This window comes from Thermobifida sp., from assembly GCF_017577275.1.
Classification (GTDB): Bacteria; Actinomycetota; Actinomycetes; order Streptosporangiales; family Streptosporangiaceae; genus Thermobifida; species Thermobifida fusca.
Genome location: NZ_PITY01000028.1, coordinates 45,903 through 69,267, shown reverse-complemented (window position 1 = coordinate 69,267; position 23,365 = coordinate 45,903). Strand labels below are relative to the sequence as shown.

The following is a 23,365-nucleotide window of genomic DNA, read 5'->3' as shown; positions in this document are numbered from 1 at the left end:
GCGTCGCTCTCGAAGGCCTGAGCGCCCGACAGCTCCCACACGGAGTCGAGGACCCGCGCCACGCTGCGCGAGGCAGAGAGCCGCACCACCGCGCTCTCCACCAGGTCCACCTCCCGCGTCCGGTCGGCGATCGAAAGGCACAGGTACACCAGCGACTCCGCCGCCAGGCACTCCGCCAACATACCGCTCACACGCTCCCGCACCGAGGGGAACTGCCCCATGCTGCGCCCGAAGGCGCGTCGGGCGCGCATGCGCAGGATCGTGTCGTTCACCGCCTGGATGCAGACTCCCAAGGCGGCGGCGCCGATGAACAGGCGGGCCTCGGACAGCCCCTCCATGACCACGCGGAAGCCCTTCCCGAAATCACCGACCACGTGATCGGCGGGCGCCCCCCCGCCGCCCAGGGGGGCACGGGTGCTTCTCCCTGCCCTCACCCCCCCCCCCCCCCGCCGCCCCCGGGGGTGCCGGCTCCCCCCCCGGCCCGCCCCGCCACATCGAAGACGCCGTCGTGCCCAGCCCAGTCGCCCCCTGACCGGCCTCCCCTGGCCGGCTCACGCCCCCGGCAGCCAGCCCACCCGGCCGATGACATACACCGACCCCACAAACGCCACAATGTCGATCACCGAATGTGCCACCACCAGCGGCATCACCCGCCCGTACCGGCGGTAGAACCAGCAGAACACCACCCCCATCACCAGGTTGCCGACAAACATGCCCACCCCCTGGTAGAGGTGGTAGAGCGCACGCAGCCCCGACGACGCCGCCACCGCCCGCACCGGCGACCAGCCCAACTGCTCCAACCGCAGCAGCAGATAGCCGACCACCACAACCTCTTCCAGCACGCCGTTCTTCACCGCTTGCAACACCAGGACCGCGTGCTGCCACCAATGCCCGTGCAACGCACTCGGCGCGATAGGACGATTGATCCCCCACTGCACCGACACCAGGTAGACCACCAGACCGCCCAAGCCGATCCCCGCGGCCAGCAGCACCCCCCACCCCGCGTCGAAACCGGGACGGCGCAGATCAAAACCGATCGTCCGCGCAGAATCCCCCGACCGGTGCAGCAGGTAGACCACCAACGCCACCGGAGCGAACGCGAACAGCAGCCGGTAGGCCTGCCACGACAAGTCCAGCCACGGACGCTCCGCATCCGCCGCTGACGTCACCAGGCTCGCCGTCTGCTCCGACAGCGCTTCAGGCGCAGTCAGCGCACCCACAAAAGAAATCGTCGCGGCCACAGCCGACGCACCCAACGACAGCGCTAACACACACCAGACCTCCACCCCGAGCATCCGGCGGGTCAGCACACCAGGAGAAGTCCGACCAGCAGCACCACTGCCAGCCGGGTCCAGCGTCGGTTCGGCCATGGTCGAAATTCTGCCAGTGTCCCGACACCACCCGCCCACCGGCAGAAAAAGGAGGCCGGTCTCGCGGGTGACACGGGAACCGCGAGACCGGCGGGTGGACGTCCGTCCCACCCGCGCCCCAGCCACGAAAGCGGGGGCGGGACGGACGCCGGGGAAGACCGGGATGTCAGTGAGCCGCTGACCACCGGTCTTCTGCGGGGGAGAAAGGTCGAGGGGGATGCATCGGGTGGGGGAGGAGGCCACCCGATGCACCCAGAGGGGGATAGGGGGTGTTAGTTGAACTGCTCCTCTTCGGTGGATCCGGTCAGAGCCGTCGTGGAAGCGTCCGGCGAGATCGTGGTGCTGATCAGGTCGAAGTAGCCGGTGCCGACCTCGCGCTGGTGCCGGGTCGCGGTGTAGCCGTCGGCCTCGGCAGCGAACTCCGCCTCCTGCAGCTCCACGTAGGCGCTCATGCCCCGAGCCGCGTACCCCTTGGCCAGGTTGAACATCGAGTAGTTGAGCGAGTGGAAGCCCGCCAGGGTGATGAACTGGAACTTGTAGCCCATGTGGCCCAGCTCGCGCTGGAACTTGGCGATGGTCGCGTCGTCGAGGTGACGCTTCCAGTTGAACGACGGCGAGCAGTTGTAGGCCAGCAACTGGTCGGGGTACTTGTCCTTGATCGCTTCGGCGAACTGGCGAGCCACCTCCAGGTCCGGCGTGGAGGTCTCCATCCACAGCAGGTCGGCGTAGGGAGCGTACGCCAGGCCGCGGGCGATGCACGCTTCCAGGCCGTTGCGGACCCGGTAGAAGCCCTCCGGAGTGCGTTCGCCGGTGATGAAAGGCCGGTCGCGCTCGTCGATGTCGCTCGTGATCAGGGTGGCAGCCTGCGCGTCGGTCCGCGCAATGATCAGCGAAGGCACCCCGGCCACGTCGGCAGCCAGCCGCGCCGCGTTGAGGGTCTTGATGTGCTGGCCGGTCGGGATGAGGACCTTGCCGCCCAGGTGGCCGCACTTCTTCTCGGAGGCGAGCTGGTCTTCCCAGTGCACGCCAGCCGCACCCGCGGCGATCATGGCCTTCATCAGCTCGTAGGCGTTGAGGACACCGCCGAATCCGGCCTCCGCGTCGGCGACGATCGGCGCCAGCCAGTACGGGGCGTCCTCGTCACCCTCCGACCAGGAGATCTGGTCTGCGCGCAGCAGCGCGTTGTTGATCCGCCGCACCACCTGCGGAACCGAGTTGGCCGGGTAGAGGCTCTGGTCGGGGTAGGTGTGCCCGGACAGGTTGGCGTCGGCTGCGACCTGCCATCCGGAGAGGTAGATGGCCTTCAGGCCGGCGCGGACCTGCTGGACAGCCTGGTTACCGGTGAGCGCACCGAGGGCGTTGATGTAGTCCTCAGTGTGGAGCAGCTCCCACAGGCGTTCTGCTCCCAAACGGGCCAGCGTGTGCTCCTCGGTGACCGAGCCGCGCAGCCGGATCACATCCTCAGCGGAGTACGTCCGCTTGACGCCCTTCCAGCGCGGGTTGGTCTCCCACTCCTTTTGGAGAGCCGCGCTGGCTTCCTGCTGACGACCGGTGATGCTCATGGTCTTCCCGCCTTAACGAGTCTGATCCCCTGGTAAGTCCACCGGCTGGAGAGCCCCCGCACCAGGTCAAACGTGCGGTGTGCGGTTCGTTCCCCGCCGGTGATCACCATTCTTTGCAAACTTCCACGGTTTTTCGAGCGGGATTCGGGTGAAGATTTGCGATTTTTTCTCTAGCATGAACGCATGCCGTACTTTGGGACTGAAGAAATACCGACTTTGCCAAGTGACCTAGATCTCGTCACCTTTGGCCAGCGGCTGCGCCACCTCCGCCGCGCCCGCAACATGACCCTCGCTGAACTGGGAGAACGCGTAGGACGCGCCCCGTCCCAGCTCTCCCTGCTGGAAAACGGCAAGCGGGAACCCAAGCTCTCCCTGCTCACCGCGCTCGCCAAAGCCCTCGACGTCTCTGTGGAGGAGCTCCTCTCCCGCCAGCCCCCCAGCCGCCGCGCCCAACTAGAGATCGCCCTCGAAGAAGCCCAGCGGGACCCCCTCTACCAGTCCCTCAACCTGCCCCACCTCAAAGTCGGCAAGCGCGTCCCCAACGACGTCCTCGAACACATCGTCACCCTCTACGAGGAACTCAAGCGGCGCGCCGCCAAACCCACCACCACGAACGAGGAAGCCCGCCGCGCCAACGCGGAACTCCGCCGCCTCATGAGCGAGCGCGACAACTACTTCCCCGAGATCGAAAAAGCCGCGCGGGAAACCCTCGAAGCCGTCGGCTACCAAGGCGGGGCACTCTCCCAGGGCATGATCCTCGCCATCGTCGCCCACCACGGATTCACCCTGCGCTACGTCCCCGACCTGCCCCGCTCGGTGCGCTCAGTCACCGACACCCGCAACCGCCGCATCTACCTCAAGCGGGAATCGCTGGGCATGCACACGCCGCGCACCATCCTGCTGCAGACCCTCGGCCACTTCGTCCTCGGCCACACCCCGCCCCGCGACTTCGCCGACTTCCTCCGCCAACGCGTGGAAGCGAACTACTTCGCCGCCGCGGTCCTCATCCCCGAATTCACGGCCGTCCCGTTCCTCACCGAGGCCAAACGGCAACGCGACCTGTCCGTCGAAGACCTCCGCGACGTCTACGCCGTCTCCTACGAGATGGCCGCCCACCGGTTCACCAATCTGGCCACCCGCCACCTCGACCTCGTCTGCCACTTCATCCGCAACGACGAGACCGGCATCATCTACAAGGCCTACCAAAACGACGGGCTGATCTTCCCCACCGACGACACCGGGGCCATCGAAGGCCAGCGCCTGTGCCGCTACTGGGCGGGCCGCCAAGTCTTCGCCTCCCCCGACCGCTATTCGATCTACTACCAGTACACCGACAAACCCAACGGCACCCACTGGTGTGTGGCCCATGTCGACCCCAGCCGGGAACGCAACTTCGCCATCACCCTGGGCGTGCCCTACAAGGAATCGCGGTGGTTCCGCGGCCGGGAGACCACCAACCGCACCAAATCCGAGTGCCCGGTCGGGGAATGCTGCGTGCGGCCCCCCTCGGAGCTCGCCTCCCGTTGGGAAGGCAACGTCTGGCCGTCGGCCCGCGCCCACTCCCACGTCCTGGCCGCCCTGCCCACCGGCCAATTCCCCGGCGTCGACGAGACCGACGTCTACACCTTCCTCGAAAAATACGAGACCGCATAAGGCCACAACCCGGCCGGATACAGCAGCCAGGGGTGGTTCCGGGACCCGCCGGAACCACCCCTGTTTCATGACCCCGCTAACATGTTACCGTTGGTAACACCTATCGTCTACCACCCCACACGAAGGACACCGTCATGACCGACGAGACGCCCGCATCCTTCAGCCTCGAACTCAGCGAAGACCTCATCCACATCCGCGACTGGGTCCACGAATTCGCCCGCGACGTCATGCGCCCAGCCGCCGCCGAATGGGACGAACGCGAAGAAACCCCCTGGCCGATCCTCCAAGAAGCCGCCAAGATCGGCCTCTACTCCCTCGACTTCTTCGCCAACCAGATGTTCGACCCCAGCGGCATCGCCATCCCCGTCGTCTACGAAGAGCTGTACTGGGGCGACCCCGGCATCGCGCTCGCCCTCACCGGCACCACCCTCGCCGCCGTCGCCGTCAGCGCCAACGGCACCCAGGAGCAAATCCTGGAATGGACCCCCCAAATGTTCGGCACCCCCGACGACATCAAACTCGGCGCCTTCTGCGTCTCCGAACCCGACGCGGGAAGCGACGTCGGCGCCATCCGCACCCGCGCCGTCTACGACGAAGCCAAAGACGAATGGGTCCTCAACGGCACGAAGACCTGGATCACCAACGGCGGCATCGCCGACGTCCACGTCGTCGTCGCCTCCGTCGACCCGGAACTCGGCACCCGCGGCCAAGCCAGCTTCGTCATCCCGCCCGGCACTAAAGGCCTCTCCCAAGGCCAGAAGTTCAGCAAACACGGCATCCGCGCCTCCCACACCGCCGAGGTCATCCTCGACGACGTGCGCATCCCCGGCCGCTGCCTGCTCGGTGGCAAAGAGAAACTGGACCAGCGTCTTGCCCGTGCCCGCGAAGGCCGCCGCTCCAAGGGCCAAGCCGCCATGAAAACCTTCGAAGCCTCCCGCCCCGCCGTGGGAGCCATGGCCGTGGGCTGCGCACGCGCCGCCTACGAATACGCCCGCGACTACGTCCGCCAGCGCGAACAGTTCGGCCGTCCCATCGGCGACAACCAAGCCGTCGCCTTCACCCTCGCCGACATGGCGACCCGCATCGACGCCGCCCGCCTGCTGGTGTGGCGCGCCTCCTGGATGGCCCGGTACGGAAAAGAATTCGCCAACGCCGAAGGCTCCATGAGCAAGCTGTACGCCAGCGAAACCGCTACCTGGGTCACCCAGAACGCCATCCGACTGCTCGGCGGCAACGGCTATACCCGGGACTACCCGGTGGAACGCTGGCACCGCGACGCCACGATCTTCACCATCTTCGAAGGCGCCTCGGAGATCCAGCGTCTCATCATTGGTCGCGCCATCACCGGACTGCCGCTGCGCTAGCCGAGGCAAAGCAGCAGAGCCAGGGGAATCGGCGGGACGCGAGCAGAGAAGTGGACGGCAGCGGACAAGGAAGCCGAATACTTCTCCTCGTCCCGCCGGCTTCCTGACCCATGATGTCGCCGGTGCTGTGCCGCCTGTGGCGGATTTTCTCAGGGAACACCGCCACAGGCGGCTTTTTGCTGCATGAGGTGAGTGTGCTTTCCAACTCACGAAGAATAGAGACTGGCGCGGCTATCCGACTTCTGGTGCAGGTCGTCGACGGTGATTGATCTGAACAAGATCTTTGCGCAGCACAGGAAAAGAGCCCCTCGAAGAGAGGCTCTTGACTAGCCGATTTTTAGGAGCAAGTTTGCTGAGGGCTGCGAGAAAGATATCTACGACTGCGTTCCTCGTTGAATGCCGGGGAGGGAATCGTACTCACTGAGATGGTTGTCCTCGAGAGGAAACAATTCGGGTAGACATGCGGCAGGCACTGTCCCGGACGAGGAGACCGAGGCAGAAAATGTGTCCGCAGCCTTGGGCAGTGAAGCAACCGCTGCATGAGCACAGGTGTGGTGAGGTATGCAGGGCTGAGGCCACCAGGCCCTTAGCAGAGCTGGCGTGCCAGGGCATCGACCGTGTCGCTTCCCCTCGGAATTAGGCGGCGAGGAAGTCGAGGACGAACCCGGTGAGGAAGAGCGGGACAGCGATGGCGCGGACAGTGCGGTCCAACCGGTCATGCTCCAAAACCCAGGCGGCGGCCTGGGCAGCCCGTCCAGTGATCGAAAGAAAGTCGAACAGAAACAACACTATTCCCGCAATACCCCACCAAGCGAAGAACAGCCACACAGGTTCCCCGTCGTAGAGCACGATGAGGAGAGCGGACGTCAGGCTTAATACCGAGGATGCGATGATCCCCACGTACAAGAGGCGCGTTGTTACGGGGAATTCTCTCCACATCTGGGAGCGGTGGCGACCTGTGTGCTTCACCCGGTCGGCGTAGGCACGAAGCCGCTCGGGGCCTATCGCGTCGAGCACAATGGTGACTCCCGCGAGGAACGTGAGCAGTTTTCCAGCACGGGAGAGCCACAGGATGGAGACGCCGTACAAGGTGTGGTCTGTGAGCTGGTTGCCCGACCACCAAAGGTTCCAAGCTTCGACGATGGTGAGGTCCACGGCAGTACGGTAGCCGCCGTATGGGGTATTGGTGGTGATTTGGTCAACTATGACCATGCTCAAGTAGCTGATAAGGATCTCGTTAGTTCTAGGTTGTCTGTGGCTGTAGAGGAATTTTTTGTGCTTTTGTTCTTTTGTTTGATTTTTGGGAAGTGAATGAAATCAGCATGCCGCGCTGGTAAACTCGCAGGTCATGTAGTGTGCTCCCCGCGCATGCGGGGATGGTCCCCCCGCACTACTCCCCGCAAACCAACGGCCTCCGTGCTCCCCGCGCATGCGGGGATGGTCCCGCGGTAGGGAGACCGGTGCAGCAGTTCCCTGTGCTCCCCGCGCAGGCGGGAGTGTAATTCGTCAACGGCCTCGTCCTCACCGAAAACCGACGTGCTTCCCGCGCGTGCGGGGGTGTGATGCCAGCCTCCGGCAGCGAGAGCTGGCATCACCCTGATACAGGTTCCCTTCTCACAGGCGGCTCCGGCTTCTTTCGCCCGGTGTGAGAGTGTGGCTTTGTCCGATGAGCAGCTTCTGTCGGTGAGAAGGGAGGCAGGGGCGCCGCTTCCTATTGAGAGCGCGCCACACACAGCATGGCCGAAGCCGCGAACGTCACCACTGATTTCACAATCGACGCCCGATTCAACGGGCCGCCCACCTCAGCTAACGGCGGCTACATCTCCGGTCGTCTCGCCCAGTACGTGGACGCTCCCGCCGTCCGTGTTCGCCTGCGGCAGCCGCCGCCGCTGCAAACCCCCATGACGGTGCGCCGCAGCCCTGATGAGGGAGTTCACCTCCTCCACAGTGAACAGCTCGTGGCTGAAGCCGCCCCCGCCGACGTGCCGCAACAGCACCTCGACCCAGTGCCGCCCGCTGTCGCGGAGCAGGCGAGCGCAGGCTACCGGGGATACCGCAACCACCCGTTTCCCACCTGTTTTGTGTGCGGGCCGGAGCGGAGCACCGGTGACGGGCTGCGCCTGTTCGCTGGGCCGCTCGGCGGTGACCCGGAAGCGGACACGGTGGCCTGCGCGTGGACGCCGCCCGCCGATCCCGCAGGGCTGCCACTGGTGTGGGCTGCGCTCGACTGTCCGGGAGGCTGGTCGGTTGACATTACCGGGCGTCCCATGCTGTTGGGACAGATGACCGCCGCCGTTTTCGCGGACCCCCGTCCCGGGGAGCGCCACGTTGTCCTCGGACGCCTGCTCGGCGTCGAAGGACGCAAAGTATTCACTGCCAGTGCCCTCTACGACGCGCAAGGAACCGAGCTGGCGCGTGCCGAAGCGGTGTGGATTCGTATTCCACAGCAGTGAAACGACAATTCCGTTTCCCTGGGACTTTGATGAGAATCTGATAACGGTACGATCTCGGAACGTTTGTTGTTGTCGATCACCGGGTGTGCCATGACCGTTCAGACTTCTCGTTCCCCTCAGCCTCCCGTCGTATCGCCACGTTCCGTCACTAAAGCGACACCTGTAGAAACCGTCTGGCTTGATGTGGCCCGGATCGCGGCCATCACCGCTGTGGTCGTGTTGCACGCCGTCGCCGTGGTGGTCACCCGCCGCTACTACAGCGACATCGGCACGGCCACCTGGTGGACCGCGAACGTGGTGGACTCGTTGATGCGCTGGTGTGTTCCCGTGTTCATCATGATCAGCGGGGCACTGCTGCTCGCGCCGCGCCGGGAAGGCTTGCGCTCCTTCTACCAGCGGCGGTTCAACCGGATCGGGATCCCCCTGGTCGTGTGGAGTGTCGTCTACCTGTCCATCGACCTGTTCGTGAAACAGGCGAGCGACTGGTCGGACGCGCTGAACCGGGTCTTGGCGGGCAAGCCCTCCGTGCACTTGTACTTCCTGTTCGTGCTGGCCGGGCTGTATGCGCTCACGCCTTTCCTGCGGGTGCTCACCGCCCATGCCCCGCGGCGCATGCTGTGGTGGGCAGCAGTGTTCCTGACCGCGGTCGGAGTGGCGGACCAGGCGATCTCCGACTTTGCGGGGATCGGTGAAGCCAACGCCGTCACCCGCTTCCTGCCTTTCCTCGGCTACTACCTGCTCGGTTACCTGCTGCGCGACTGCGAACTGGGCAAGCGGGGCATGTGGGTGGCCGGAATGGTGTTCGTCGCGGCTGTTGCTGCCACCACAGGCATTGTCGGGGCGACCGCGGTGGCCTACGGGGAGTGGAACACGCAGGCCGCCTACGCCTACGACTATCTTTCCCCGACTGTCCTGGCCATGTCGGTGGCGTTGTTCCTGCTGTTCAAACCGCTTGCTGGACGGTGGCGGCGGTTCACCGCCCCCGACCGGGACACGATCGCGGCCCGCCGTCGGCTGCGCACTCTCGCCGATCTGAGCTTCGGGGTGTTCCTCATCCACCTGGTGCTGCTGCGGGAGCTGCGGTCCCTCACCGGGATTCCCGAGCACCCGGTGGGCATGGTGGCGACCGTGCTCGCCCAGGCCGCTGCCGTGCTGGTGGTCAGTTTTGTCCTCACCGCCGTGCTCCGCAGGATTCCCGGGCTGCGCGCTACCGTGTGAGGCTGTGAACCCTGATCCACTGCCCCCGGTGACTGCGCGGGGTGGACGCGCCTCCCGCGGCCGCGACCCCCGTCGGCGTCGCGCGATCCTGGATGCTGCTGACGCTGTCATCCAACGTGAAGGTCCTGATGCCCCCATGGCCGCGATCGCGGCTGAGGCGGGAATCAGCAAACCCATCCTGTACCGCCACTTCGGCGATAAGAGCGGCCTCTACCGTGCCCTCGCGGAGCGGCACGTCGACCCGCTCATGGAGCGGGTGCGGGAAAAACTGCGGGAGCCCGCCGAACTGCGTCCGCGGGTGCGTGCCACCGTCGGCACCTACCTGCAGATGATCAGCGAGAACCTCAACCTCTACCGTTTCCTCATGCACCGGGCTACCGCGGAGGATCCGCGTACCCGCGGCGATGTGAGTCTCATGGTGCGCCGGTTCGGCAAGGAGTTCGCGGACACCCTGGTCGCTGAACAGTACATCAGTGATCCGGTGCGCGCCGTGATCGTGGCGCACGCGGTGATCGGCATGGTGCAGGCGACAGGGGAGTGGTGGCTCGACCACCCGGAGATCCCCTACGAGGACGTGATCGAAAGCCTCACGGACGCGGTGGTGGGCGCGGTGACCAGCGAATGTGCTGCGCCCGCCTCATGAATCCCGGCCGGGACTTGACCTGGAGTGCACTCCACCCTTCAGGCTGTGACCCATGACCGACTACTACACCCCCGGAGAGGTGGCCCGTCGGCATGGGCTGAGCCTGGACACTCTGCGGTATTACGAGCGTGAAGGTCTGCTCGCCCAAGTGGAGCGCTCCCCTGCCGGGCATCGCCGGTATCGGGCAAGTGATGTCGAAATGCTCGACCTGGTGCGTTGCCTGCGGGACACCGACATGCCGATCGCCCGGTTGCGTGAGTTCGCGGAGCTTGTCCGCGCGGGCGACCACACGATCCCCCAGCGTATCGAGGTGCTCGTGGAACACGATGCGCAGTTGACTGCGCGTATCGCTGAGCTGCGCCGCCGTCAGGAAGCGATCCGGCACAAGATCGACTACTACCGGGGTGTGCTTGCGGAGAACCGTTCGGACACGGAAGAAGAGGGGCGTTGATGCGTTACACCACCATCGGCAGTGGGGAGCGGGCACGGCAGGTCAGTGTGATCTGCCTGGGAGCGATGAAGTTCGGCAGCCAGGTCGGTGACGCGGAGTCGTTCGCGATCTTGGACCGTTTCGTGGAGCGGGGCGGCACCTTCATCGACACGGCGAACAACTACCAGTTCTGGGTGGAGGGGTTCACGGGGGACGAAAGCGAAACCCTGCTGGGCCGGTGGCGGGCCGCGCGCGGGATCACCGACGAAGTGCTCATCGCCACCAAGTTCGGCGCCCGCCCGCGCACGCCGGGCGGAGGGTTGGCTGACGCGGAAGGCTTGTCCGCGAAAGCGGTGCGTGCCGCGGTAGCGGGGAGCCAGCAGCGGCTCGGCATGGACCGGCTGGACCTGGTCTACCTGCACAGGGAAGACCGTTCAGTGCCCTTGGAGGAAACCTTGGGCGTGCTGGCCGAGCTTGTCGAGGAAGGCCAGGTGGGGCTGGTGGGGGCGAGCAACCACCGGGCGTGGCGGTTGGAGCGGGCCCGGAGGCTCAGCGATGACCGGGGCTGGCCCCGCTACGAGGTTGCCCAGTTGCGGTACAGCTACCTGCAGCCCCGCTTCGATATTCCGCTTCCGGAAGCCGGGCACATGCATGCCACCGTCGACCACTTGGACTACGTCGCTCAAGAGAACCGGGACGGTCGGCCGCTCGCCCTGGTCACCTACACGCCGCTGCTGTATGGGGCGTATGTGCGTGCTGACCGGACGCTGTCCTACCCGTATGAGCATCCGGGCACTGCGGCGCGGCTGAAGGTGCTGCGGGAGGTGGCGGCGGAGTGCGATGCGACCCCCAACCAGGTGGTTCTGGCCTGGTTGATGGGCGGGGACCCGGCGATCATCCCGCTGGTGGGGGTCAGCAGCGTGGCGCAGCTTGATGAAGCTTTGGACGCGGTTGACGTGGAGTTGACCGCTGAGCAGCGGTCCCGGCTCGACCACGCGGGGTGAGCTGCGGGGAGTTCTGTACTGCGGTGCGGGAGACGTCGTCCCCGGGGCCGGGCGGGTGTGTCGACTGGGCCCGGGGACGGGTGCACGGTGCAGACGAAAAAGGGAAAATCACACCGCTCCGTGGGCTCCCATGAACCGTGTGTTACACGCTACACTTCTGCGCATGCGACCGGCACTGACTTTCCAGCAGTGGTGGCGCCGCTGGTAGGCGGCGCTTCTGGTTCGCATTCCTGAGACCTGGCGACCGCCCGGACCGGCGGTCGTTTCTGTTGTCCGCGGTTCGGGCGCTGACAGCAACCAGACCAGCCCGAAAAGGACCAGCCCGTGGACGACAACTCCTACACCACCAGTGGTGGTATCACCGTGCACCGCACGGCAGTGCCGTGCGATCCCCGTGCGCTCGCCGATCTGACGGTCAACGTGGAACAGCGCCGAGGCGGCGTGCTCTCCTCCGGGATGGAGTATCCCGGCCGCTACAGCCGTTGGCATTTGGGATACGTGGACCCGTGCCTGGAAGTTGTCGCGCGCGGCCGCACGATCGGGGCGACGGCCCTCAACGACCGCGGCCGTGTCCTGCTGCCCGCGGTAGCCCGGGCGCTCACCGCGCACGGCGCGGTGGTGGAGCACACCGACGACACGGTCGCTGTCACGGTCCCTGAACCGGATCCCACCGAGTTCTTCACTGAGGAAGAGCGCAGCCGCCGGCCCAGTGTTTTTTCTGCGCTCCGCGCCCTCGTGGGCGTGTTCTTCCACGCGGAAGAACCCCACCTGGGGTTGTACGGGGCGTTCGGCTACGATCTGGCGTTCCAGTTCGAACCGATCGAGCAGGTGCTGCCGCGCGACCCGGAGGACCGGGACCTGGTGTTGCACCTGCCCGACGAGATCATCGTCCACGACCGGAAACGGGAGATCTGCCAGCGCTACTCCTACGACTTCACGCTGCCGGAGGAGTTGCGCGGCCCGGCAGGGGCGACCACGCGGGGCCTGCCACGCCGCACCGAGCCCACACCCCCGGTGACCCCGGCTGCCGAGGTGCCGCCGCAGCCGGAACCCGGGTCGTATGCGCGGATCGTGGCTGAGGCCAAGGAGCGGTTCCGCCGCGGCGACTTGTTCGAAGTGGTGCCCAGCCACCGCTTGTACGCGCCGTGTGCGTCGCCTGCGCGGTTCTACGAGCGGCTGCGGGAACGCAACCCTGCCCCGTACGAGTTCTTCCTCAACCTGGGGGAGGGCGAGTACCTGGTCGGCGCGTCCCCGGAAATGTTTGTGCGGGTCACGGGCCGTCCCGGAGAGGGGCAGCGGGTGGAGACCTGCCCGATCTCCGGCACGATCAAGCGTGGCGCGGACGCGGTCGGCGACGCGGAGAACATCAAGGAGCTGCTGTCGTCCGCGAAGGAAGAGTCGGAGCTGACCATGTGCACCGACGTGGACCGCAACGACAAGTCCCGGGTGTGCGTGCCAGGCAGTGTGCGGGTGATCGGCCGCCGGCAGATCGAAATGTACAGTCGGCTCATCCACACGGTCGACCACATTGAGGGGATTCTGCGCCCCGAGTTGGACGCTATTGACGCGTTCCTCACCCACATGTGGGCGGTGACCGTGACGGGGGCGCCGAAGACGTGGGCGATGCGGTTCATCGAACAGCATGAGAGTTCGCCGCGCCGCTGGTATGGGGGCGCGGTCGGTGTCATCAATTTTGATGGTTCGATGAACACCGGGTTGACGTTGCGGACCGCGCACATCCGGGACGGGGTGGCGACGGTGCGGGCGGGCGCCACACTACTGTACGACTCTGATCCGGAAGCTGAAGAGCGGGAGACTTTCCTCAAAGCCCGTGCCCTGTTGGAGACCCTCACCGACGAGGGTGAGGAAACCCCCAAGGCTGCGCCTGCGGTGGAGCAGGTGGGGGCGGGGATGCGGGTGCTGCTCGTCGACCACGAAGACTCGTTCGTCAACACGCTCGCGGACTACGTCCGGCGGCACGGCGCCGAGGTCACCACGGTGCGCTACGGGTTCGACCCGTCCCTGCTCGACCAGATGCGTCCCGACCTGGTGGTGCTCTCCCCGGGGCCGGGGCTGCCCGCCGATTTCGCGATGAGCGCGCTGTTGAAGGAGTTGGACGCGCGCGGCCTGCCTGTGTTCGGGGTGTGCCTGGGGCTGCAGGCGATGGTGGAGTACGCGGGCGGGGAGCTGCTCACTTTGGACACGCCGGTGCACGGTAAACCCGGCCGGGTCCGGGTCACCGGGGGCGCGCTGCTGGCTGGGCTGGGAGAGGACGGGGAGTTCACCGCGGCCCGCTACCACTCCGTGTACGCGACCCCGAACCGGGTGAAAGGGTTCGAGGTGACGGCGGTGACGGAGGACGACGGTTTCCCCGTGGTCATGGCGATCGAGAATGCTGAGGCGCGGCGGTGGGCGGTCCAGTTCCACCCTGAGTCGATCCTCACCGGCCGGGTGGGGGAGCAGATCGTGGCGAACGTGCTGCGCTTGGCCAGGGAGAGCAGCTGACCTCGGGGGTACGCCCGATTGTGCCCGGTCCGCTGCGTTGCGGGGGCGCGTCGTTGCGTAGCGGACCGTCCGGTTTCGGCCATTCAGCGGCCTGAGTGGGCGGAGATCCCTGCTGGCTGCTACGTTCTTCTGCGGCCCCGGGACGGGTTCGGAGTGTGCCGGGGCCGCAGACACGACACGAGCTGGGGGATGCAACCGGTGGTGAAGCACGTCGAGCCCGAGGTCCACCTGATCGCGCGGCCGCAGTTGGACTACGACGAAATCGCGCGCTACCTCGCCGACGTGGGCGGGAGCAGTTGGCTGGAGCGGCTGGATCGGGGGGAGCTCGACGAGGTTCTCAACGATCCGCAAAACCTTGCGGAGTTCGCTGGTCGGTTGTGCTACCGCTCGTGGGAGCCGGGGCTCAACCCCAACGTGACCCGGGTGCGCACCGACCAGACCGCGTATTTGACGAACATTCTGGCGAGCATGCACGGGTCCGTGTTGGAGCACGTGAGTTTCAGCTTCGTGTTGCACAACGTGTCCCGGGTGGCCACTCACGAGCTGGTCCGGCACCGGCCTGGCGTGGCGATCTCGCAAGAGTCGCTCCGGTTTGTCCGGTTGACGGACCTGCCGTTCTGGTTCCCCGAGTGGGCGCAGGAAGACCCCGAGCTGATGAAGCGCGCCACTGACCTGCTGGAACGCATGGAAGAGTTCCAGCGGTGGATGGCCGACCACTTCGGGTTGGACGAGGAGGGCGTGCCGTTCGCGGTGAAGAAGCACCGTACCTCTTTCATGCGGCGGTTCGCACCGGAGGGGGTGGCGACCGGACTGGTGTGGACGGCGAACGTGCGTACCCTCCGCCACACGCTGGAAACGCGGACGGCTCCCGGCGCGGAAGAGGAGATCCGGCTGATCTTCCACAAGATCGGCGAGATCATGGTGCAGGAAGCGCCCGCCTTGTTCGGGGACTACACGGTCACGGACGGCGCCTGGGTGCCGAAGTGGCGCAAGGTCTGATCCCGCGGGCCTAGGAGGACAGTCCGGCGCGGGTTTCCGCAGCGGTGATGCCCTGCTGGCAGGCGCGGACGAGGGACCGGTGGGCGTGGAGGCGCGCCCACAGTCCCAGCGGCCGCAGCCGCGGGGCGGGGGCACCGGACGCCTCAGCGACGGTGAGCGTGGCTGCGTGGAGGGGGCCGCGACGGTACCAGTGCTCCCACTGGTCGAAGTCGGGGCTGTGCTGGTGGGCGAACACGCAGCCGTCCCCGTCAGCCGTGGTGAGCGGGGTGCCGTCGAGGCTGCGCAGCGGGATGCGGGCGCCGGGGGTGTGCGGCCAGGCAGGGGCGGTGACCACGTTCACCGCGGGCCCGTGCGGGCGGGCGGTGAGGAGGAGGGCGTGGTCGGCGCTGGTGCGTGGCGGCAGAGTCCACTCTTCGACGGTGTCGCGGAGGGTGACGATGATGCGCGGCAGCCACCACCAGTTTTCTCGGCGGGCCAGCAGGCCGCCGGCGCGCTGCCGGGTCGGCGGGTGTTTGCGGATCTCCTGGGCGAGCAGCGCGTCGACGAAGACGTCACCGGACAGGTCGTGGGTGACGGTGACCCGGCCGGTGGCGGCGACGGCAGGAGAACCGGGTGGGAGGGCACGGGCGTCCGTGACACTGCACACGGCCTGCCCGTCGGTGAGCGTGTCGAGTAGGGCGAGGTGGGAGAAGGGCAGTGCGACGCAGGGGTGTCCTTCCCACATGAGGGGGACGGCGGGGACGCCGACGGGGCCTGACGGGCTGAGCCATGACAGTTCCGCGGTCGTCGAGTTCTCCCAGACTGTGGCAAAAGAAGACACTTCGCTCCTTTTTGTGACGTGGATCTCATGTTACGTTCAGTGAGTCCACTCAGTCGACAGGCGGCGTCACGGAACGTGTGGGGCAGCCCCTCAGTCTCGCGGACGCCGCCGCGACCGAAGGAGCGACATGCCTGCCGTTGTCGTACTGGTCGCTGTTCTCGCCCTCTTCGCTCTGGGATACCGCTACTACTCGTCGTATCTGGCCCGCCGCGTCTACGGGCTGGACCCCAACTATGTGACCCCCGCCCACCGCTACTCCGACGGGGTCGACTTCGTCCCCACCAACCGTTACGTCGTTTTCAGCCACCATTTCATCTCCGTGGCCGGAGCCGCCCCCATCGTCGGCCCCGCGGTCGCCGTGTTCTGGGGCTGGGGCCCGGCCCTGCTGTGGGTGGTGCTCGGCACGATCTTCGCTGCGGGCGTGCACGACTTCGGGGCGCTCGCGGTCTCGGTCCGCCACCGCGCGAAAAGCATCGGCACGCTCGCCGGTGAGGTGGTGAGCAGACGCGCCGGCACCCTCTTTCTGATCATCATCTTCTTCCTGCTGACCCTGGTGAACGCGGTCTTCTCCGTGGTCATCGCCAACCTGTTCGTTTCCACCCCTAGCGTGGTGCTGCCCACCTTGGTCACGATTCCCTTGGCGATCGGTGTGGGCCAGTACGTCTACCGCACGCGCAGCGCGGCACTGCTGCCGTCCCTGGTCGTGCTGCTGCTGGTGTACGCGTCCATCCCGCTGGGCCTGCTGTTCCCGATCACTATCGACCCGCTGGCTGCCGCGGTCGGCCTCACCCCGAAAACCCTGTGGATCATCCTGGTCTTCGGCTACGCTTTCGCGGCGTCCCGGCTGCCAGTGTGGCTGCTGCTGCAGCCGCGCGACTACATCAACCAGCAGCAGATGCTGGTGGCGTTGGCGGTGATCCTGCTGGGCGTGGCCGTAGGCTTCGACTGGATCGTGGCGCCTCTCATCAACGACGTGCCCGACGGATCCCCGCCCTGGTTCCCCCTGCTGTTCATTACCATCGCCTGCGGGGCGATCTCCGGGTTCCACAGCCTGGTCTCCTCGGGGACGACAGCGAAGCAGATCGACCGGGAAACCGACGCCCGTTTCGTCGGCTACCTGGGTGCTGTCGGGGAGGGCACGCTCGCGCTGTGCGCCATCCTGGCCTGCACGGCGGGCGTGGCGGCGACCCGCGCCGACTGGGATGCGCTCTACACGGACTATGCGACCGCGTCGGGCAGCGCCACCGACAACTTCGTCAACGGGGTGGCGAACTTCGCGTCCCACCTGGGCATTCCCGAAACCGTGGGTGTGGTGTTCGCCGCCGTGGTGATCATCAGTTTCGCGTCCACCACCATGGACACGGGGGTGCGGCTGCAACGCTACATCGTGCAGGAGATCGCGGAGACCGCCCGGATCCGGCCGCTGGCACGCAACCTCACCTTGGCGACCCTGGTGGCGGTGGCGGTGCCGTTGGCGTTGGCGCTCACCCCGGGCGACTTCGCGTTCGGCACCCTTTGGCAGCTGTTCGGCACCACCAACCAGCTCACCGCCGGACTGGCGTTGGCGGTGATCGCAGTATGGGTCACCAAGAGCAGCCGCAACCCGCTCGCGGTGCTCATCCCCCTGGTGTTCCTGCTCGTCATGACCTCGTGGGCGCTGGTCCTCAACCTGGTCCGGTTTGTGACCGCTGACGACCCCATGCAGGTGTTCCTGCTCGCCCCCTTGGACGCGGTCATCTTCGTGCTTGCACTGTGGCTGATCGTTGAAGCGTCGCTGGCGCTGCGGACCGCGTGGCGGGCCCGCACGGCTGCCGCCGGCACTCCAGCAGTCCCGGCAGCGGACCCGAAGACCGGTACGGATGCGGCCCCGCCCGCGGGGGACAGCCCGACGGATCCGGCGGAGCCTGCGGGAGCAGGGGAGCAGTGAGCACCGGGTTTGCGGGGCGTGCCGTGCGCGCCTGGCGGCGGCTGGAAGCGTTCCACGAAGAGTGGTTCGCTGCACGCTGGCGGCATGCGCTGCAGCGGGAGGACCGCCGCCAGGCCGACACGTTCCGCGCCATGCTGCTGTTGCACTCGCTCGGCGTGGACGTGCCCGTGGCCTACGAAACCCTGGACCTCATCCCGTACCTGGTTGCGGACGTGCACGACTGGCATCGCCGCATGGGGCGCGACCGGTGGGGTGATGCGGGGGTGTGCTGTTGACCAGGGCAGCGATCACGCTGTTCGGGGGTAAGGGCGGCGTCGGCAAGACCACGCTGGCCGCCGCCCACGCCCTCGCCTTAGCGGACAGCGGGCAGCGGACCCTGCTCGTCTCCACGGACCCCGCGCATTCGCTCGGCGACATCCTGGACGTGCGGTTAGGGGACCGGCCGCGTCGGGTGACCGGCTGCCTGTGGGCGGTGGAACCCGATGCGGAGGCGACCGTGCGCCGCAGGATCATCCAGGTAGCGGACGAGGCGCGCACCGTCGTGCCGGACGAGGTGATGCCCGCGGTGCGGCGGCACCTGCGGCACGCTGCCGCTGCACCCGGCATGGTCGAGTCCGCGCTCCACGACCGGCTGATCGACTATGTCGACCAGGTGCCGGAAACGTGGGACCGGCTGGTCGTGGACAGTGCGCCCACCGGACACCTGCTGCGGATGCTGGCCTTGCCCACCCTGCTCGCCCCCTGGGTGCACGGCCTGATCCAGCAGCGGGAACGTGCGAGAGCAGTGGACGGGTTCGCTGCCAGCGTGTTCGACCCGGAGCCGGGACGGGATCCCGTGGTGGAGAAGCTGCGGGCCCGGCAGCGCCGCTTGGCGGCGGCCGCGGCCCGACTGCGCACTGACGCGGCCGTGTGCCTGGTCACTGTGCCCCGTCGGGCAGTGGTCGCGGAGACGCGCCGCGCAGCAGCGGCACTGCGCGACGACGGGATCCCCCTGGGCGTGGGGGTGGTCAACCAGGTTCCTTCCCGCGTGGATACCGCGGTCCTGGCGGAGCTCCGCGCCTTGTTCGCCCCGGTCGGCTGGGTGGAGGTGCCGTTGCTTGACACGGAGCCCATCGGGGTGGCGGCACTGCGCGCCCTACCGCGCCTCACCGGGGCAGAACCCGGCCCGTGACGTGCCGCCTCGCCAGGGCGGCCCTGTGGCGGGCGGCACGGCGAGGCGGCATGTGTCCGACGCTACGGCGGGAGTGAGCGACAGCACGGCGAAATGTTGTTAACGTCAAGGAGAGTGTGAATTCCCGCACACTCGCGGGATTTCGCGCTGCTCCCAACTGCCCCTGCCATCCAGGAGGACGCATGCCCCGGCCGCTCATCGGTATCACCAGCTATCTCGGACCGGCACGCTGGGGACACTGGGTGCGTGAGGCGTCTGTTGTCGCCACCCCGTTCCTCCGCGAAGTGGACCGAGCGGGCGGCCTGCCCGTCGTGCTCGCTCCCGTCCACCCTCGGCGCATCCCCGACCTGCTGCACCGGATCGACGGCTTCGTCTTCACCACGGGGGCACCTGTGGGGGCCGACACGGAAGCGGAGAACGCTGATCCGCGGCGCGACCGTTTCGAAATCGAACTCATCCGTGCCGTGCTCGACGCGGGACGGCCGTTTCTCGCGGTCGAACGCGGACTGCAGGTTCTCAACGTCGCCGTGGGCGGCACGCTACTGCCCGCCGCCGACACCGGTCCGGGCCTCGCCGACGCCGAGGTGATCATCAACGTCAGCAGCATGCTGGGCAAGGTGCTGGGTGACCGTGCCCGGGTGCGCTGCGCGGCCAGCCCGGGCATCAACCGCATCGGGTCGGGCCTGATGCCGGTGGCGTGGGGCGCCACCCAGACCGTGGAAGCGGTGGAAGCGGTCGGCCACCCCTTCGGGGTGGGGGTGCGGTGGCGTCCCGAAGAGGGGACGGACCGTCGCCTGTTCTGCGCGCTCGTCGACTACGCGGCGGGGTGACCCCGTCCTCGCGGATATCCCCGCAGCCACGCGGGGATATGGCACGAAGAGAAGTCCGCGATGCCGGGTAGGCTCACCTCAAACGGGGAGGTGAGATGGCGACCGCGACGAACCAGGGGGAACGCGACGACACCGTAGACCGGATCTGGACGATCCCGAACATGATCAGCGTCCTGCGGCTGCTCGGTGTCCCGTTGTTCCTCTGGCTGGTCCTCGGCCCGCAGGCCGACCTTTGGGCACTGGGTGTACTCGCTGCCGCCGGGCTGTCGGACTGGCTGGACGGCAAGATCGCCCGGGCATGGAACCAGACCAGCCGGCTCGGCACACTGCTCGACCCGATGGCCGACCGGCTCTACATCTTCGCCGCACTGCTGGGACTGGTCGTCAGAGACATCATCCCCTGGTGGCTGATGGCGATCCTTGTCCTTCGTGACGTCCTCATCATCGGCGCGCTACCGGTGCTGCGCTACTACGGGTACGGGCCGCTTCCCGTGAACTTCGCTGGAAAAGCCGCGACGCTGTGCCTGCTCTACGCGTTCCCCCTGCTGTTCCTCGGCGGGTATTCCGGAGCCGTGGGATATGTGGCGCAAATCGTTGGTTGGGCTTTCGCAATATGGGGAACAGCCCTCTACTGGTGGGCCGGACTGCTGTACTCGGTCCAGGGCTCACAGTTGATCAGACAGAGTCGTGCCCTGGAACGCGAAGAGGACACGAACCCTGGGCGTGGACAGCGGACGGACCGGCCGGCACCGCAACGGCGGTGACACCCCAGACTCAGGCAGCGTCGCCTGAGCGGTCCGTAGCTGGTCACTCCGGGCCACCACGTCGTGACAATGAAGGGAGCAGCATCCCCACCATGAGACCCCGTGCTATGGCGGTTCGCCGAACGATTTCCGGGGCTTGGAGGTGGCCGCGATGAAGGCCGTCGTAATGGCTGGCGGGGAGGGCACCCGACTCCGCCCGATGACCGCTAACCAGCCCAAACCACTACTTCCCGTGGTCAACCGGCCGATCATGGAGCACGTGCTCCGGCTGCTGAAGCGACACGGGTTTGAGGACACGGTCGTCACCGTGCAGTTCCTCGCCACCCTGATCCGCAACTACTTCGGCGACGGTGAAGAACTCGGCATGAGCCTGCGCTACGTCGCCGAAGAAGTGCCGCTCGGGACCGCGGGCAGTGTCAAGAACGCCGAAGAGCACCTGCGGGGCGAGCCGTTCATCGTCATCTCCGGTGACGCGCTCACCGACATCGACCTGACCGACATGGTCCGGTTCCACCGGGAGAACGGTGCCCTGGTGACCATCGGTCTCAAACGGGTCGCCAACCCCCTCGAGTTCGGCATCATCATCGTCGACGACAACGGGCGCATCCAGCGGTTCTTGGAGAAACCCACCTGGGGCCAGGTGTTCTCCGACACCGTCAACACCGGCATCTACATCATGGAGCCCGAGGTCCTGGACCATGTCGCACCCGGCGAGAACGTCGACTGGTCCGGCGACGTCTTCCCTAAACTCCTCAAAGCCGGCGCCCCGCTCTACGGCTACATCGCCGACGGCTACTGGGAGGACGTGGGCACCCACGAAAGCTACCTGCGCGCCCAGGCCGACGTGCTCTCCGGCAAAGTCGACGTCGAAATCGACGGCTTTGAAGTGTCCCCCGGCATCTGGGTGGCGGAAGGCGCCGAAGTCGACCCTGAAGCGGTCCTCAAAGGCCCCCTCTACATCGGGGACTACGCCAAAGTCGAGCCGGGTGCGGAGCTGCGCGAGTTCACGGTGCTCGGCAGCAACGTGGTCGTGCGCTCCGAAGCGTTCCTGCACCGGGCCGTGGTGCACGACAACGTGTACGTGGGCACCCGCGCCAACCTGCGCGGCTGTGTCGTCGGGAAGAACACCGACATCATGGCCGGGGTGCGGATCGAGGAAGGCACGGTTGTCGGTGAGGAGTGCGTCCTCGAATCCGAGGCCTACCTCGCCAACAACATCAAGGTCTACCCGTTCAAGACGATCGAAGCCGGCGCGGTCGTCAACACCAACGTCATCTGGGAGTCCAAGGGGCAGCGGTCGCTGTTCGGGCCCCGCGGCGTGTCCGGGCTGATCAATGTGGAGATCACCCCGGAGTTGGCGGTCCGTTTGGCCAGCGCGTACGCCACCACGTTGAAGAAAGGCGCGGTGGTGACCACGGCACGGGACGCTTCCCGGGCCGCGCGCACCCTCAAACGGGCGGTGATCAGCGCGCTCACCGCGGCCGCCATCAACGTCCAGGACTTGGAGGCGACCCCGCTGCCGTTGGCGCGCTTCCACACCTCCCAGCCGGGGTTGAGCGGCGGTATCGCGCTGCGCACAACCCCGGGCGACCCGCAGTCGGTGGACATCGTCTTCCTCGACTCCAGTGGCGCCGACTTGTCCCCGGCCGCCCAGCGCAAACTGGAGCGGGTCTTCTCCCGGCAGGAGTACCGGCGGGCCTTCCCCGGTGAGATCGCGGAACTGTCCTTCCCCTCCCGCAGTGTGGAGGCCTACACCCGGGAGCTGTTGCAGAGCATCGACTTGAGCGGGGTGGCGGAGGCCAACCTCAAAGTCGTGGTGGACTGTGCGGGCGGTACCGGGTCGTTGATCCTGCCGGCCCTGCTCAGCCAGATCGACGCCGATGTTCTCACCGTCAACAACCGGCTCGATGAGGCGTCCCCCACAGACACGCCGGCCAAGCGCACCCGCGACTTGCAGCGTCTCGGGGAGCTGGTGGCGTCGGCGCGCGCCGACTTCGGGGTCCGCTTCGACCCGGTGGGCGAGCGGATCCAGCTCGTGGACGGCAGCGGGACACTGGTGGACGACGAGCGGGCCCTGCTTGTCGTGCTCGACCTGGTAGCCGCGGAACGTCAAGGCGGCCGGGTGGCGCTTCCGGTCACCACGACCCGGGTGGCGGAACAGGTCGCTAACCGTCACGGCGTCGACGTGCAGTGGACCCCCACGTCGCTCGACGCGTTGACCAAGGCTGCACTCGCTGACGACATCATCTTCGCTGCCGACGGCCGCGGCGGGTTCATCCTGCCCGAGTTCTCGCGGACCTGCGATGGAATCGCCGCATTCGTGCGACTGATCGGACTGGTGGCGCGCACTAAGATGTCGCTCAGCCAGATCGACCAGAGGATTCCGCAGGCGCACCTGCTGCGCCGTTCCGTACCGACTCCCTGGGCGGTCAAGGGCAGCGTCATGCGTGAAGTGGTGGAGGCCGCACAAGGCCGTGAGATCGACACCACTGACGGGGTGCGGGTCATTGAACCCGACGGCTCCTGGGCGCTGGTGCTTCCCGACACTGCCGAGGCGGTCACCCACCTGTGGGCCGAAGGCCCCGATGATGAGACCGCCCAGCGTCTGCTGGAGGAGTGGTCGGCCGTGGTCGAGCGAGCCGAGGGTTGATC

20 protein-coding genes are annotated in these 23,365 nt (G+C 67.0%); 15 read left to right on the top strand and 5 right to left on the bottom strand.

Annotated features, from left to right (window positions below; all coding sequences use genetic code 11):
- The 3 genes from CW348_RS13995 to aceA all read right to left on the bottom strand — a co-directional run.
- Positions 1 to 374 (bottom strand): acyl-CoA dehydrogenase family protein (locus CW348_RS13995; protein WP_287463991.1); only part of this gene is annotated, 374 nt, incomplete at its 3' end.
- A gap of 177 nt (positions 375 to 551) precedes the next feature.
- On the bottom strand, positions 552 to 1,370 hold the full coding sequence (locus tag CW348_RS13990) for a CPBP family intramembrane glutamic endopeptidase (protein WP_049754932.1): 819 nt from the start codon (positions 1,368 to 1,370) through the stop codon (positions 552 to 554).
- 272 nt (positions 1,371 to 1,642) lie between these two features.
- The gene (gene aceA / locus CW348_RS13985) at positions 1,643 to 2,932 is read right to left on the bottom strand and encodes an isocitrate lyase (RefSeq protein ID WP_011291811.1); all 1,290 of its coding nucleotides are present in this window, start codon (positions 2,930 to 2,932) and stop codon (positions 1,643 to 1,645) included.
- Between the two features lie 216 nt (positions 2,933 to 3,148).
- Between aceA and CW348_RS13980 the strand changes: the two genes are divergently transcribed.
- The gene (locus CW348_RS13980; protein ID WP_016188622.1) at positions 3,149 to 4,585 is read left to right on the top strand and encodes a helix-turn-helix transcriptional regulator; all 1,437 of its coding nucleotides are present in this window, start codon (positions 3,149 to 3,151) and stop codon (positions 4,583 to 4,585) included.
- Between the two features lie 134 nt (positions 4,586 to 4,719).
- Positions 4,720 to 5,949 (top strand): acyl-CoA dehydrogenase family protein, encoded by a 1,230-nt coding sequence (locus CW348_RS13975; protein ID WP_011291813.1) that lies wholly within the window; start codon positions 4,720 to 4,722, stop codon positions 5,947 to 5,949.
- A 636-nt stretch (positions 5,950 to 6,585) separates the two neighbouring features.
- Here the strand turns inward: CW348_RS13975 and CW348_RS13970 are convergent.
- The gene (locus tag CW348_RS13970) at positions 6,586 to 7,161 is read right to left on the bottom strand and encodes a hypothetical protein (protein WP_016188623.1); all 576 of its coding nucleotides are present in this window, start codon (positions 7,159 to 7,161) and stop codon (positions 6,586 to 6,588) included.
- A 524-nt stretch (positions 7,162 to 7,685) separates the two neighbouring features.
- Here CW348_RS13970 and CW348_RS13965 point away from each other — a divergent pair.
- The 7 genes from CW348_RS13965 (at position 7,686) to thyX (ending at position 15,201) form a co-directional block, all read left to right on the top strand.
- The gene (locus tag CW348_RS13965) at positions 7,686 to 8,402 is read left to right on the top strand and encodes a hypothetical protein (RefSeq protein WP_104613061.1); all 717 of its coding nucleotides are present in this window, start codon (positions 7,686 to 7,688) and stop codon (positions 8,400 to 8,402) included.
- 90 nt (positions 8,403 to 8,492) lie between these two features.
- Complete coding sequence (locus CW348_RS13960; RefSeq protein WP_104613060.1) at positions 8,493 to 9,620, top strand: acyltransferase; 1,128 nt, start codon at positions 8,493 to 8,495, stop codon at positions 9,618 to 9,620.
- A 4-nt stretch (positions 9,621 to 9,624) separates the two neighbouring features.
- Positions 9,625 to 10,263, top strand: coding sequence for a TetR family transcriptional regulator (locus tag CW348_RS13955; protein ID WP_011291817.1), 639 nt, complete (start codon positions 9,625 to 9,627; stop codon positions 10,261 to 10,263).
- 52 nt (positions 10,264 to 10,315) lie between these two features.
- Positions 10,316 to 10,714, top strand: a complete 399-nt coding sequence (locus CW348_RS13950) for a MerR family transcriptional regulator (protein WP_011291818.1) — start codon at positions 10,316 to 10,318, stop codon at positions 10,712 to 10,714.
- Positions 10,714 to 11,697 (top strand): aldo/keto reductase, encoded by a 984-nt coding sequence (locus tag CW348_RS13945; RefSeq protein ID WP_104613059.1) that lies wholly within the window; start codon positions 10,714 to 10,716, stop codon positions 11,695 to 11,697. The genes CW348_RS13950 and CW348_RS13945 overlap by 1 nt, the downstream gene beginning before the upstream one ends.
- A gap of 324 nt (positions 11,698 to 12,021) precedes the next feature.
- Positions 12,022 to 14,202, top strand: a complete 2,181-nt coding sequence (locus CW348_RS13940) for an anthranilate synthase component I (RefSeq protein ID WP_104613058.1) — start codon at positions 12,022 to 12,024, stop codon at positions 14,200 to 14,202.
- 201 nt (positions 14,203 to 14,403) lie between these two features.
- A complete protein-coding gene (thyX, locus tag CW348_RS13935) occupies positions 14,404 to 15,201 on the top strand; it encodes an FAD-dependent thymidylate synthase (RefSeq protein WP_038043668.1) in 798 nt (265 codons plus the stop codon).
- 10 nt (positions 15,202 to 15,211) lie between these two features.
- On the opposite strand, the gene CW348_RS13930 is transcribed toward thyX, so the two are convergent.
- On the bottom strand, positions 15,212 to 16,021 hold the full coding sequence (locus tag CW348_RS13930; protein ID WP_011291822.1) for a hypothetical protein: 810 nt from the start codon (positions 16,019 to 16,021) through the stop codon (positions 15,212 to 15,214).
- A 127-nt stretch (positions 16,022 to 16,148) separates the two neighbouring features.
- On the opposite strand from CW348_RS13930, the gene CW348_RS13925 reads away from it, so the two are divergent.
- The 6 genes from CW348_RS13925 (at position 16,149) to CW348_RS13900 (ending at position 23,363) form a co-directional block, all read left to right on the top strand.
- A complete protein-coding gene (locus tag CW348_RS13925; protein ID WP_011291823.1) occupies positions 16,149 to 17,948 on the top strand; it encodes a carbon starvation protein A in 1,800 nt (599 codons plus the stop codon).
- Complete coding sequence (locus CW348_RS13920; protein WP_011291824.1) at positions 17,945 to 18,223, top strand: cory-CC-star protein; 279 nt, start codon at positions 17,945 to 17,947, stop codon at positions 18,221 to 18,223. Before CW348_RS13925 ends, CW348_RS13920 begins: the two co-directional genes overlap by 4 nt.
- Positions 18,214 to 19,119 (top strand): ArsA family ATPase, encoded by a 906-nt coding sequence (locus tag CW348_RS13915; protein ID WP_104613057.1) that lies wholly within the window; start codon positions 18,214 to 18,216, stop codon positions 19,117 to 19,119. Before CW348_RS13920 ends, CW348_RS13915 begins: the two co-directional genes overlap by 10 nt.
- Positions 19,120 to 19,301: 182 nt before the next feature.
- The gene (locus CW348_RS13910) at positions 19,302 to 19,949 is read left to right on the top strand and encodes a gamma-glutamyl-gamma-aminobutyrate hydrolase family protein (RefSeq protein ID WP_011291826.1); all 648 of its coding nucleotides are present in this window, start codon (positions 19,302 to 19,304) and stop codon (positions 19,947 to 19,949) included.
- A 95-nt stretch (positions 19,950 to 20,044) separates the two neighbouring features.
- Positions 20,045 to 20,713, top strand: coding sequence for a CDP-alcohol phosphatidyltransferase family protein (locus CW348_RS13905; protein ID WP_011291827.1), 669 nt, complete (start codon positions 20,045 to 20,047; stop codon positions 20,711 to 20,713).
- A gap of 151 nt (positions 20,714 to 20,864) precedes the next feature.
- On the top strand, positions 20,865 to 23,363 hold the full coding sequence (locus tag CW348_RS13900; protein WP_011291828.1) for a mannose-1-phosphate guanyltransferase: 2,499 nt from the start codon (positions 20,865 to 20,867) through the stop codon (positions 23,361 to 23,363).
- Positions 23,364 to 23,365 lie beyond the last annotated feature (2 nt).